A 12,057-nucleotide genomic window follows, 5' to 3' on the forward strand; every position below is an offset into this window, starting at 1 on the left:
GGCTGCTCGCCTTTCGTTACAGCAAAACAGTTAGATTCTACTAACCCTCAAGAAGTTTTATTTACTTTATGTAGTTGACAGTGCGTTTTAGTTGTGCTATCCTCTATTTTAGTTGAACATACAACTAAACGTTTTTATCTGAAACGGAGGCACAGCTCTATGGACAACACAGAGCGTAAGATAACCAAGATCGCCCGTGAAGCCAATCGGTTTACGGTGCAGACGATGAAAGAAGACGGCATAGGCACAGCGGAAATGGATGTGATCCACTTTGTACGGCATAACCCCGGTACAACACAAAAAGAAATGTGGGAAGCGCTGAAGATCGACAAGGGCGCAACGGCGCGTCGCGTGGCGCGGCTGGAGGAAAAGGGCTACCTCACCCGCGAGCCGAATCCTCTGGACGGCAGAAGTCAGCTGCTCTACCCCACTGAAAAAGCCGAAGCGCTCCGCAACTCCAAGGCGGAAATTGAGGGTTCGTTTTACGAGTGGCTGCTCGACGGCCTGCCTGACGACGAAAAAGAGGTGTTCTGCAAAACACTGAACACCCTCTATTTAAAATCCAAGGAAGAACGCCGCGCAGGTTTTCTGCATGTCGCGCAGCGCGTAAAAGAGAAAGAGGCACAAAATGAAGACAAATAAGAAGTCTGCGGAGTTTCAACCGAACCGTGTCCTCTCTTACTTTAAGGCAGAGTGGAGAGCACTGCTGATTGTCACAGTCTCCGGCCTGATCTACAATATCGGTCTTTTGACCGGGCCGTGGTTTGAGGGCACGATGACCGGGTACCTTGTAGAGATTTTAAACGGTACCGGACAGTTTTCCGGCATGCTGATGCTCGTCATCAGCTTTGCGGTCGTCACGGCGGTCGTGCAGATCTCACGCTACGTGAAGCGCTTTTACGTACGCCGCTTTGCAAACAATGTGAATCGCCGCATGAAAGAAACTTTGTACGGCAGCCTTGTGAAAAAAAGCCGTGCAAGCCTGCGCGAAGAAGGCGAAGGCAATATCATGACGAAGGCCATTCTTGACGTAGACGACTGCGTGGAGGGCATGCGTAAATTCACGACCGAGATTTTCGACACCGGTGTGGCGCTGACAGCATACCTCTGCATGCTGCTGTGGTATGATTGGCGTTTGACTATTTTGTGCATGCTTTTCCCGCCAATCTCGTATGTTACGGCGGAAAAGATGAAAAAAGTCATTCAAAAAGCCGGCGCGGCGTACAAGGAGCAATCCGGCCGGCTGAGCACCGCCACTCTGGACCGTGCAGAAAATGCCATGACCTATCGCGTTTTCGGTCTTGAAAAAAAGCGTCAGGCCGTATACGAAGAAAACCTGACGAGCTATGAAAAAGCAGCCGTGAAAGCGAACATCTGGAACGCTGCCATGCCGCCGATCTACCGCATCATCTCTATGGCGGGCGTGTTCTTTATTTTGTATTTCGGCCAGAAGAATGTGCTTGGTACCGGCTGGCAAGCATGGAGTATTGCTTCGTTTACAACGTTCCTTGTATGCTTTGTAAAGCTTTCCGTAAAATCCTCCAGCGCCGCAAAGCTCTTTAACGCGGTGCACAAGGCGCAGGTCTCTTGGAACCGCATCAAGCCCCTGCTACCGCAGGAAGAGGAAAACGAGACCGATGAAGTCAAAGTAAAGAAAACGCCCGTTGAGGCGCTCAAGGTCAAGCACCTGAGCTTTACATACCCGGACGGCAAGAAAATTCTCGACGATATTTCGTTCTCGGCGAAAAAGGGCCAGATCATCGGCATCACCGGCGCAGTCGCATGCGGCAAATCGACGCTCGGCAAGGCGTTTTTGTGTGAATATCCGTACGAAGGCCACATCACGGTGGACGGCGCAGAGCTGCAAAACATGGAGCAAAGCGTGCGCACGGGCATCGTCGGCTACCTTGGGCACGACCCGGAGCTCTTTAACGACAGCGTGGAAAACAACGTTCTGCTCGGCGACAGCAAAAACAGCGATACGTATTTAAACGCTGCGTGCATGAAGCAGGAGGTCGCGGAAATGACCGACGGCAAAAATACGCTCATCGGCAGCGGCGGCGCGTACCTTTCCGGCGGTCAGGCAAAGCGCCTTGCGTTTGCCCGCACGCTGTGCCACGATACGCCGATCCTCATTCTGGACGATCCGTTCTCCGCGCTCGATAAGAACACGGAAAAGCAGGCGTTCGTCAATTTGCAAGCGCTCGCAAAAGACAGCATCGTGCTTTTGATTTCGCACAGGTTATACCTTTTCCCGGAGATGGACGGCGTGATCTGGATGGAAAACGGCAAGGCCGTGACCGGCACACACGAAGAGCTGCTGAAAATCGTCCCCGAATACGAAAACCTGTATACATCGCAAGTCCATACCACAGAGAACGGAGGTGCCGAACATGACGCGCAAAAAACAAGTGAAAACGGTGATCTTTGACACCGTAAAAAAGCAAAAAGGCCTTTCCCTCGGCATTGTTTCGGCCGTTATCGGCGCTGTTGTGTTCGCACTTATCCCGCCGCTGATCTTAGCCGATATTGTGGACTCCATCACAGCCGGAACCGACGCCGCATTCGCACGTATCCTACTGTATTTCGCCATGCTGGCGCTCACCGGGTTCACAGAATCCGCGCGTGAAAGTCTGCTCGTGGTATTCGGCCAGAAAATCACCCACGCGCTACGCAGCAGCTTAATGGACAAATTTACACACCTTACCGCCGACAACATGACAAAACAGGAGCCCGGCACGCTCGTTTCCCGCTTTGTCGGCGATGTCGATACCGTTGAAACCCTATTCTCCTCCGGTATCATCAGTATGTTTGCCGATGCGTGCAGAATCATCAGTATTCTGGTCGTTATCTGGTTCCAAAACCGCGGTCTGGCGATCGTATTGCTCGTTTTGCTGCCGTTCCTGTTCTGCTTCACGCGCCACGTGCAGAAAAATATGCTGGCAGCGCAGATTGAAAACCGCAAGGCCGTGGGCCGCGCTTCGGGCCACGTGCCGGAAACACTGCACAACATCCGCACCATTCACTGCCTCGGCAAAGAGAAGTACATGGAAAAGCGCTATGACACGTACATCAATGAGAGCTACCGCGCTATGGAAAAGACGAACTTCTATGATGCCGTCTACTCCCCCGTTATCCTCATTACGAACGCGGTGGTCGTCGCCGTCGTCATGCTGCTTTCCGCTTCCGGCAACACCACCGTGCTGACGTTGTTCGGTATGTCCGCCGGTACAGCTGTTGCCGTTATCAACTATATTTCGCAGATCTTCACGCCGGTTGAAAGCCTTGGCATGGAGATTCAGACCATCCAGTCCGCGTTGGCGGGCATCCACCGCATCAACGAGTTCTTCGCGCTGGAAGAAAATCCCGATACCGTACCGACACATGAGCCGAAGACCATCACCGCAAGAAGCGGAAGCGTGCCGTTTGTCGAGTTCCGCGATGTCACGTTCGGCTACGATAAGCGCATGGTGCTGGATCACTTGAGCTTTAAAGTCATGGACGGCGATCAGGCCACGCTGACCGGCCGCACCGGCGCCGGCAAGAGTACCATCTTCAAGCTTCTTCTCGGTCTTTATAAGCCGCAGAGCGGCGAGGTGCTCATTCACGGCGTGCCGGCGGCCGATATCCGCGATGATGAACGCCGCCGTCTGTTCGGCTGCGTGGAGCAGACGTTCCACATGGTGCCGGGCACCGTGCGCGATCAGATCACGCTATATGACAGCACAATCAGCGATGAAGCCGTGCACACTGCGGCGGAGCTCACCGGGCTCAAGGATACGATTGAAAGCATGGAAAAAGGCTACGACACGCGTTGTACCGATGATCTGTTCTCGCAGGGTCAGTGGCAGCTTTTGTCCATCGCAAGAGCTGCAGCAGCCACACCGAGCATGCTGCTGTTCGATGAGATCACCGCAAACCTTGACGCCGAGACCGAACGCGCCGTGCTTTCCGCTTTGAAACGCGTAGCGGAAAACCGCACCGTCATTTCCATCTCGCACAGAACTTCTGCCGAACTTGGTCGCATCATCGCTCTGACAGATTAAACACAACACACAAAAGGCGAACCGTTCTTTACCAGAACGGCTCGCTTTTTAATTTACATAAATTTATTCAGTTTACATAATCCGATTTTGTGCTTGGCTGGATTACTGGGATCAATGCGCTGTTATGTATATACTTATTCAACGGAATACAATCCGCATACGAGAGCGTTTCGTTCCACGGGTCAAACTCAAAAAGCAGCAAACTATTCGCTTTATCCGTACTTGTGTATGCGACTGAAAAGTAAATTTTTGAGTTCACCACAATGACCTTATCAAATTGCAGCTGCGTAGTCGGACTCCACAGATAGTTCGTTGCGCCCACTGCTTCATTCACTGCTTTTTCTTTCTCAAGCTCCGCGGATAATTCTTCTTGATAGATCTCATACAGCTGCTTTGCGTATTCGTTATTCAGCTCGTCCAATCCGAAGCTCCAACGCCGGTCGGTTTTATAATTGCCGAGCGATAATGTCTCGCCGTTGTCGCGTACCTCTGCCCACACGTCGTTTTCGTAGAGGTGATATTCGTCCATGCGCACAGCCCGCACCTCGTCGATCATCATGTTATACTCGAACACATGGTCATAATCCGCCAGCGCAAGCTTTCGGTCGATCCAGAAAAAGCCGAGATAGTGGATATCCGGGATTTCCATGCAGGTGTTCGGGATTTGGTTCAACGAATCAGAAGCTCTATAATCATATTTTTTAAGGCCTGGTAAATTGATCAGCGAAGTAGAAAACAACAACTTGCGATCTTCTCTTTCGGGATAGGTTTCCGAAACCACGGAATAATCCAAAGTATGAGTATACCCTTTTGTATTCCCAATTTGATACCCCGAATTTACCGTTGTGGTCATGACAGTCGAGCTCGGCGCGACATAATAGATTCGACCGTTGTATATCGCCGCGATCTCGGATTCCCATACAAGATCATTTTTGCCGCAGCTGAGCTGCTGAATTTCGCCTTTGCGTTTCAGATAGATGCGCTCGTCCACAACGGCAACCGGCGCGCTCACCTGCCGCTCCCAGTCTTTGAATTCGTCGTACAGCTTCATGTTGTTTTTGCCCGTTTCACCGATGAACTCGATTTTCGATTTAAATAATCCCGCTGTGACTGTTGCACCGCAGCCGGAAAGCAAAAGCACCACTGTTAAAACACCGGAAAGAAGCCGTTTGTAAGCTTTCATTCTCTCCCCCTCCAAAGCAATCCAATTTACATAACATTTTATAATCATATTCTTTTATATCCGTACATGGAACACCGCTGTTTCGTATCTTATAATCCAATCATACCATGTTGCTCGCGAAATGTCCACTTTTTTTAATTTAGAGCAATTTTTTCTATGCGAAAATCATACAAAACTGATTAAAGCTGATTATACCGCTTAAAACCGCCCATACTCCTGTTTGCAAGCGCCGCAAAAATTGCAAATTGTGGAGGTGCTTTTATGTATGCGTATGCGCAGAGCAAAGTGGAGATTTGCGGAGTGAACACGGCAAAGCTGCAAACCCTAAAAAATGACGAGATGCGCGAGCTTTTAGACCGCAGCCATCACGGCGATAAAGATGCGCGCGATAAGCTGATCTGCGGCAATTTACGTTTGGTGCTCAGCGTCATCCAGCGCTTTACAAGCCGCGGCGAAAACCCGGATGACCTCTTTCAGGTGGGCTGCATCGGGCTCATCAAGGCCATCGATAATTTCGACCCAAGCCACGAGGTAATGTTCTCCACCTACGGCGTGCCGATGATCTCCGGCGAAGTGAAACGCTTTCTGCGCGACAACAACGCCGTGCGCGTCAGCCGTTCCATGCGCGACACGGCGTACCGCGCCATGCAGATCAAAGAGCAGCTGACGAACGAAAACGGTAAAGAGCCGAACATCACGGAAATCGCAAAGCGCATGGAGCTGCCGCCCGAAGACATCGTCATCGCGCTCGAATCCATCGTGGAGCCGGTGTCCCTTTACGAGCCGGTGTTTTCCGACGGCGGCGACACCATTTATATTATGGATCAGGTGAAAGGCGGCACGACGGACGGCGACTGGCTGGAGGAAATTGCCATGCGCGAGGCGATTCGCGATCTGACCGATCGCGAGCGAAAAATTCTTTCCATGCGGTTCATCGACGGCAAAACACAGACCGAAGTCGCCGGGGAGATTGGCATCTCGCAGGCACAGGTCTCACGCTTGGAAAAAGGCGCGATGAGCCGCATTAAAGCAGAGCTGTAAGCCAGAACGGCAAGGGAATTCCCCTGCCGCATACATAAAAACGCAGGCTTATGAATAGTCTGCGTTTTATCTGTTTTAATTCAAGTTTTGTAGCGGTTCGGATAAAATCTCGCGAAGTTTTTGCTCTGTCTCAGCTGTTTTGGGGCAGGAGCCTTGCGATGTCATGGGGCTGCCACCGCCTTTTGCGCCGAGCAAAGCGTTGATTTTCTGTGCGGCGGCGCGGCAGTCGAGCGCGCCGTTTTTGCCGCGCGCGCAAATATAGCGCAAACGGTCACTTTCATTGCAGAACAGCACAGCAGAGAAATTATCGTCCGCACAAAGCGTTTCGGCAATCGTTTTGCATGCGTCAAAATCGGCCGGCAGGTATGCCGCAATGAAATTCTCCTGTGCTTCGGCATGCAGCTTTTCGCTGTGCAATTTTGCAAGCTGCGCGTTTTTCTCGCGGAGCTTCTGGTTCAGGCCCTGCACCTGTTCTTCCTTGCGAGCGAGCGCGTCGAACACGCCGTCCGGCTTTACGGAAAGCGCAGCGGCGGTACGGCGCAGCTCGGCGTTTTCCTTTGTGAAGTGCTCCAGCGCCAGCACGCCGCAGGCGAACGTGATGCGGCAGCCGGATTTATACCGCGCATGCTCTAAAACCTTGATTAGGCCGACCGGTGCGGTGCTCATGAAGTGCGTGCCACAGCAGGTGCACATTTCGGTGTGATCACCGTCTTCCACCTCCACGATGCGTACCTCGCCGTGCAGCTTCTCATTTTTCTTGCGCAGCGGCAGATTCTGAAGCTCGGAAGCGTCCACATTAAAAATACGCACGGGCGCGTTTTTCCAAACGAGTTCATTTGCGTATTTTTCGCCGGCCTCGATCTCCTCATCCGATAAATCGTGGTCAAGGTCAATGGTCACGACGTCTCCCGCCATGTGAAAGCCGACGTTTTCCGCGCCGAACAGCACGTCATAGGCATGCGAAAGCAGGTGTTCGCCCGTGTGCTGCTGGGTGTATTTCAAACGCTTTGCGGCATCCACTTTGAGCGTGACGATTTCGCCCACCGCAAACGACTTTCCTGTGCGGTGCAGCACCGTGCCGTTCGCTTCAAAGCAGTGCGTGACCGGCACAAAGCCCTGCATAGGGTCGTAAACCGTGCCGATGTCGCTCAGCTGCCCGCCGCCCTCCGGAAAAAACGGTGTGCGGTCAGTCTCAAGGTCATAGCCGTCGTTTTTGTTCGGCGTACAGCTCACAACACGCGCGGTGCATTCGAGCATCTCCGGCGCGGTGAGATACAATTTTTCGCAGCTCATTTATGTACTCCTTTTGTAAAACGAGGTGCCGCCGCAGCCGCACCCCGCCTATTCTATGTTTAATTCAGTTTAATTCAAAATGTTCCGCAAGCTTTTGAAGCACTTCTTCGCGCGTATCGCGCTCTGTGTTTTCCCGTATCAGCGTGAAAAATCCGCTGTGCAGATAAGCTTCATACACCTCCGGGCTGTTCACCGACGCAATACACGCTTTGAAATTTTCAAACGCCGCTTCCGGGTTCGAGCACTTTTCGATCTCTTTCAGCAAAAACTGCTTTTCCGGATCGCCGCGGTTAAAAAACGATGCAACAGACATACTTTGCGGTGAGAGCATCACCGCCACATGGTTCGGCTCTGCGATTTTATGCAAGGTATCAAGCGGGATATTGGTATCGACTATGACTTTTCTGTCGCCCGAAAGTCGAATCAGCTCGGCGACTTCAAATTCCGCTACTTCTTCCGAGACGCCGTTATACCAATCATAAAATTCCTTCGGCGTGCGGGAAACGTAGTGCTGCCAACTCGGCATCGTGTTGAAATAATTCAAGTTTGGCTGATTCTGTTCGTCAACGGCGGACAAGATCGTGTCCATGTTGTAATTTTCTTCGCAGTGCAGCATGTTGTACTTTTTTGATAACATGCTGCACATGGTCGATTTTCCGGCATATGCCGTGCCGGTGATAAAATAGCAGTTTTTAAGATAGAATTTTAAAATATTATCTTGAATTTTCATGTATATAGCTCCTTTTTGACATAACAAACTTAGGGTCTCTTAACCCAATTTCAAACGACTGATTTCTCAGCGGATGCGGTTGTTGTTATACAAAAAGCTGCAATACATAAAGTGTTCTCCTTTGCTAAAGCTGAATTTCGCTTCGGTATTTTCAGTATAGCATAGAAAACTCTAAAAGGCTACCGAAAAATGAAAAAATGCGCCGGACGCCCGACGCATCTTGAATTTTCAGCTTATCTGCCGCAGCACTTCTTGTACTTTTTGCCGCTGCCGCAGGGGCACGGATCGTTGCGGCCGACCTTCGGACCCTTTACGATCGTGGTGGAAGCCTTCTGTGCCTTGTAGAGCTCCTTGCGCTTCTCTTCGGTGAGAATGGAATCCCACTGCGGGAGCTTATACAGCCACTCGGCCTTTGCGCCGACCATGTTGTAATAGAGCTTCTCTGGCTCGTAATCAAGGGAAACCTCCGTCTCGGCGGTCATGTTCTCCAGGTCGTTTTCCGCCTTGAGACTCTCGTTGATGCCGTCAAGGTAACCGGTCATTTCGATGATATCCACGCCGAAGTGGTCAGCGAGTGCCTGTACGGTGCCGCTCTTCGGAGCTTCGCCCTTGAGGAGCTTCTCGTAAAAATCCCTTTCTCTAAGGAAATATTGTGTCCAGTACTGTTCTGCGCCGGGTTCTGCGGACTTCTTGTCTGCAAAATCCTGCCAATCCTTAAAAAGTGCCATGATGCTTCATCCTTTTCGTATCTTTTAAGCGGCTTTCGGTTATCCCCTGAAAGTCTATTTTTGATTATAACCGAATCCGCTGCTTTTTTCAAGCAGAAACTACCCTAATATATTGAAAAATAGTGTCAAACGTGCTATTCTTATAAAAAAATCCCGATTATATTTCGATTTTTTAGTTGAATTTCTATTTTTTGAGCACAAGGAGACAAAAATGGAACCGAACAACGAGCGCAAAACGCCCGCGGGCGAACAAAATGAACTCTTTAAAAAGCAGGTCTTCAGCGATGAGACGCTGCGCACCGCAGATCCCGATGAAGAAGAAACCGGTGAGCAGCATTTTGAAACGCTCACTTTCGATAAACCCGCCGTGCTCGACGAACGCTTTGCCGCGCGCAAAGCGGAACGCGAAACCGCACAGCCGCCGCAGGCAAAACCGGCGGCTCCTCGTCCCGCCGCAAAGCCGGTAAAGCGCCAAGTGCCCGCCGCACAGAAAAACAAATCCGTTTCTCATGAGCGCAGATTGTACAGCGGCGAAACACCGTCCGACGCAGCATTGCGCATCACGCGGCAGATTGCGGCGCTTGTGCTGTGCCTGCTGCTTGTGTGCGGCGGCTTCTGGGCAAAGGGCACCGTGTGGGACATTTGGACCGACCGCAATATTGAAGACGTGCAGAAAAGCACGTATTACAGTGCTGCCGCAAACAGTGCACAACTTCGCTTAGATCAGAATCTCCCCATCGGTTACGACGCCGCGCAGGCTGTATGTATTTCTTTGGGACAGCCCATTTCGTCTTCCGCTATCCCCGCAAAAGCAGATGACAAAGACACGCTCATCTTCCCCGCAGACCTTACGGGCAGTATGGAAACGGCGCTCGGCAGCCAAAAGCTGCAGCTTGAAACCGGCCTTACGAACACCGATCTTTTCAAAGAAATCTACAAAAGCCTCAAGAAAAAGAAGCCCGTCATCGCGCTGATGCTCGTCGCTGACGCAGAATCGGCCAAGCTGCAATACGGTGTTGTGACCGGTCTTGATGTCCGCAACAACCGCGTGACCGTGGCGCTCAGCGAAGGCGTGGACACGTACACGCTGGCGGAGTTCGTCGCTGCCACACGCTTTGAAAACACGAAGAACATCCCGCTTCGTTTGCGGTTTTCGCTGCTTTTCGGTACACTTTCCCGCAACACGGCGATCTTTTTAAAATGAGCGGGCTGAAGATTACTCTCCCCGCGCCGTGCGCGTTCATCCTCTCCCGCCTACACGAAAACGGTTTTGAGGCCTACGCCGTCGGCGGGTGCGTGCGCGACAGCTTACTGCACAAAACGCCGCACGATTGGGACATCACGACCGCGGCAAAGCCGGAAAAAATCATCGAGCTTTTTTCCGACATTCCCGTTTTAGAGACCGGCCTTAAGCACGGTACGGTGACACTGCTCATCGACCACGAACCGTACGAGGTAACGACGTTTCGCGTAGACGGCGATTACACAGACGGCCGCCACCCGGACAGCGTTGCATTCACGACCGATATTCGGGATGACCTTGCGCGGCGCGACCTGACGATCAACGCCATGGCCTACAGCCCCGCAACCGGAATCATTGACCCGTTCGGCGGGCAGGAAGACCTGAAAAATGAAATCATTCGTTGCGTGGGCGACCCGCACAAGCGCTTTTCGGAAGATGCGCTGCGCCTGATGCGCACGATTCGTTTCGCGGCTGTACTCGGATTTACGGTCGAGCCCGAAACGCTGCGCGCCGTGCACGACCTGCATGAAACGATCGGGCGCGTCGCAAAAGAGCGTATTTTCACGGAGCTTTTAAAGACCGTCTGCGCACCGTATGCCGTCGAGGCGCTGCGTGCCGCGCCGGAGTTGTTTTTTTGCGCCGTGCCGCAGCTCAAAAATCTCCAGGATGTGCCGCAAAACAGCAAATATCACATGTACGACGTATGGGAGCACACGCTGCACGCGCTCGAAAGTATCGGCACAGATGACCCCATCGCCTGCCTTGCGATTTTATTTCACGATGTCGGCAAAAAAGCCGTCCGCACGACGGGTGAAGACGGTTATGACCACTTTTTCGGGCACGCGGAGAAAAGCGCCGCGTTCACCGATGAAGCTCTGCGCGCGCTGCACTGCGACAACAAAACGCGCGAAAACGTCGTGGAGCTTGTTTTGCTGCACGATACCGCTTTTCCGAAGCGCACGGCAAAGTTCCGCCGCCTGCTCGCAAAGCTCGGCTATGAGCAGTTCTACCGCTTGCTCGCCGTAAGCCGTGCTGACAGCTTAGCGCACGCGCCGTGGTGCATCGAAGGCCGTTGCAAAGCGCTTGCGGATGCCAAAAGCGAAGCCGAAGCGCTGCAAAAAGCGGATTTCTGCTTATCTCTGCGCCAACTCAAAATCACCGGCAAAGACCTGCAAGCGTTTGGATTTCAGGGCAAAGCAATCGGCGAAGCCCTAAACAAACTCTTAGACGCTGTGCTGTGCGGCCAGCTTCCGAATGACCGCGAAGTCTTGCTTTTGCACCTTGAACGGTACACACAAAAACACAAATAAAGTGCAAACCGCGCCGCTCGGAGCTTTTCCGAAACGGCGCGGTTTTTTCGGCCTTTACTTATATGTATCGTAAAGGCCGAAGCTGATACCGATGGCTTCGTTGACGCGCTGCATGGCGTCGTCATCGAGCTTGCCCATTTTTTCTTTTAAACGGTGCTTATCAATGGTACGGACCTGCTCCAAAAGCACAATGGAATCCTTTTGCAGGCCGGTGCGCTCAGCATGGAGCGCAATGTGCGTGGGCAGGTTTGTTTTGTCGCGCTGGCTCGTGATGGCCGCCGCGATCACCGTGGGACTGAACCGGTTGCCCACATCGTTCTGCACAATAAGCACGGGGCGCACGCCGCCCTGCTCGCTGCCCACCACGGGGCTTAAATCTGCGTAGTAAATATCGCCTCTGTGTACATTCACGGTTTTCACACTCCGAACAGAATTTGCATCAACGCCCGCGGCGCTACTTATATTCTTGCCCGTTTTTTCGGC

At 52.2% G+C, this 12,057-nt stretch carries 11 protein-coding genes; 6 read left to right on the plus strand and 5 right to left on the minus strand.

All coding sequences use genetic code 11. From position 1 onward, the window contains the following. Positions 1 to 159: 159 nt before the first annotated feature. From ACI0CA_RS10115 to ACI0CA_RS10125, 3 genes are read left to right on the plus strand one after another with little or no spacing between them, the layout of a single operon-like run. On the plus strand, positions 160 to 642 hold the full coding sequence (locus ACI0CA_RS10115; protein ID WP_308450044.1) for a MarR family winged helix-turn-helix transcriptional regulator: 483 nt from the start codon (positions 160 to 162) through the stop codon (positions 640 to 642). After that, positions 629 to 2,431: an ABC transporter ATP-binding protein gene (locus tag ACI0CA_RS10120; protein ID WP_446806892.1), complete on the plus strand. Its 1,803-nt coding sequence runs from the start codon at positions 629 to 631 to the stop codon at positions 2,429 to 2,431. Before ACI0CA_RS10115 ends, ACI0CA_RS10120 begins: the two co-directional genes overlap by 14 nt. Then, complete coding sequence (locus ACI0CA_RS10125; protein ID WP_417422719.1) at positions 2,394 to 4,046, plus strand: ABC transporter ATP-binding protein; 1,653 nt, start codon at positions 2,394 to 2,396, stop codon at positions 4,044 to 4,046. The genes ACI0CA_RS10120 and ACI0CA_RS10125 overlap by 38 nt, the downstream gene beginning before the upstream one ends. Positions 4,047 to 4,113: 67 nt before the next feature. Here the strand turns inward: ACI0CA_RS10125 and ACI0CA_RS10130 are convergent, their stop codons facing one another. Next, positions 4,114 to 5,229 (minus strand): hypothetical protein, encoded by a 1,116-nt coding sequence (locus ACI0CA_RS10130; protein ID WP_446806891.1) that lies wholly within the window; start codon positions 5,227 to 5,229, stop codon positions 4,114 to 4,116. Positions 5,230 to 5,490: 261 nt separating this feature from the next. Here ACI0CA_RS10130 and sigG point away from each other — a divergent pair, with 261 nt between their 5' ends. After that, on the plus strand, positions 5,491 to 6,270 hold the full coding sequence (gene sigG, locus ACI0CA_RS10135; RefSeq protein ID WP_176820275.1) for an RNA polymerase sporulation sigma factor SigG: 780 nt from the start codon (positions 5,491 to 5,493) through the stop codon (positions 6,268 to 6,270). Between the two features lie 75 nt (positions 6,271 to 6,345). On the opposite strand, the gene ACI0CA_RS10140 is transcribed toward sigG, so the two are convergent. The 3 genes from ACI0CA_RS10140 to ACI0CA_RS10150 all read right to left on the minus strand — a co-directional run bounded on the left by ACI0CA_RS10140 (position 6,346) and on the right by ACI0CA_RS10150 (position 9,021). Next, positions 6,346 to 7,563, minus strand: coding sequence for an alanyl-tRNA editing protein (locus ACI0CA_RS10140; RefSeq protein ID WP_417422818.1), 1,218 nt, complete (start codon positions 7,561 to 7,563; stop codon positions 6,346 to 6,348). Positions 7,564 to 7,627: 64 nt separating this feature from the next. Then, complete coding sequence (locus ACI0CA_RS10145; protein ID WP_446806890.1) at positions 7,628 to 8,293, minus strand: hypothetical protein; 666 nt, start codon at positions 8,291 to 8,293, stop codon at positions 7,628 to 7,630. Between the two features lie 233 nt (positions 8,294 to 8,526). Further along, positions 8,527 to 9,021, minus strand: a complete 495-nt coding sequence (locus ACI0CA_RS10150) for an SEC-C metal-binding domain-containing protein (RefSeq protein ID WP_308450038.1) — start codon at positions 9,019 to 9,021, stop codon at positions 8,527 to 8,529. A 211-nt stretch (positions 9,022 to 9,232) separates the two neighbouring features. Here ACI0CA_RS10150 and ACI0CA_RS10155 point away from each other — a divergent pair, with 211 nt between their 5' ends. Next, positions 9,233 to 10,225 carry a hypothetical protein gene (locus ACI0CA_RS10155; RefSeq protein ID WP_308450037.1) on the plus strand — a complete coding sequence of 331 codons (993 nt, stop codon included), beginning with the start codon at positions 9,233 to 9,235 and terminating at the stop codon, positions 10,223 to 10,225. Then, entirely contained in the window at positions 10,222 to 11,574 is a 1,353-nt protein-coding gene (locus ACI0CA_RS10160) for a CCA tRNA nucleotidyltransferase (protein ID WP_308450036.1), read from the plus strand. Before ACI0CA_RS10155 ends, ACI0CA_RS10160 begins: the two co-directional genes overlap by 4 nt. A gap of 54 nt (positions 11,575 to 11,628) precedes the next feature. Here ACI0CA_RS10160 and ACI0CA_RS10165 read toward each other — a convergent pair whose 3' ends face one another. Continuing rightward, positions 11,629 to 11,985 carry a type II toxin-antitoxin system PemK/MazF family toxin gene (locus tag ACI0CA_RS10165; protein ID WP_176820281.1) on the minus strand — a complete coding sequence of 119 codons (357 nt, stop codon included), beginning with the start codon at positions 11,983 to 11,985 and terminating at the stop codon, positions 11,629 to 11,631. Between the last annotated feature and the right edge of the window lie 72 nt (positions 11,986 to 12,057).

Origin of the sequence: Hominenteromicrobium mulieris (assembly GCF_046197855.1) — a bacterium.
Taxonomy (GTDB): Bacteria; Bacillota; Clostridia; order Oscillospirales; family Acutalibacteraceae; genus Hominenteromicrobium; species Hominenteromicrobium mulieris.

What these genes read in the sequence shown, in the direction of transcription:
- ACI0CA_RS10115 (WP_308450044.1), top strand. Translation starts at nt 160, where the DNA reads ATGGACAACACAGAGCGTAAGATAACCAAGATCGCCCGTGAAGCCAAT.
- ACI0CA_RS10120 (WP_446806892.1), top strand. Translation starts at nt 629, where the DNA reads ATGAAGACAAATAAGAAGTCTGCGGAGTTTCAACCGAACCGTGTCCTC.
- ACI0CA_RS10125 (WP_417422719.1), top strand. Translation starts at nt 2,394, where the DNA reads ATGACGCGCAAAAAACAAGTGAAAACGGTGATCTTTGACACCGTAAAA.
- ACI0CA_RS10130 (WP_446806891.1), bottom strand. Translation starts at nt 5,229, where the DNA reads ATGAAAGCTTACAAACGGCTTCTTTCCGGTGTTTTAACAGTGGTGCTT.
- sigG (WP_176820275.1), top strand. Translation starts at nt 5,491, where the DNA reads ATGTATGCGTATGCGCAGAGCAAAGTGGAGATTTGCGGAGTGAACACG.
- ACI0CA_RS10140 (WP_417422818.1), bottom strand. Translation starts at nt 7,563, where the DNA reads ATGAGCTGCGAAAAATTGTATCTCACCGCGCCGGAGATGCTCGAATGC.
- ACI0CA_RS10145 (WP_446806890.1), bottom strand. Translation starts at nt 8,293, where the DNA reads ATGAAAATTCAAGATAATATTTTAAAATTCTATCTTAAAAACTGCTAT.
- ACI0CA_RS10150 (WP_308450038.1), bottom strand. Translation starts at nt 9,021, where the DNA reads ATGGCACTTTTTAAGGATTGGCAGGATTTTGCAGACAAGAAGTCCGCA.
- ACI0CA_RS10155 (WP_308450037.1), top strand. Translation starts at nt 9,233, where the DNA reads ATGGAACCGAACAACGAGCGCAAAACGCCCGCGGGCGAACAAAATGAA.
- ACI0CA_RS10160 (WP_308450036.1), top strand. Translation starts at nt 10,222, where the DNA reads ATGAGCGGGCTGAAGATTACTCTCCCCGCGCCGTGCGCGTTCATCCTC.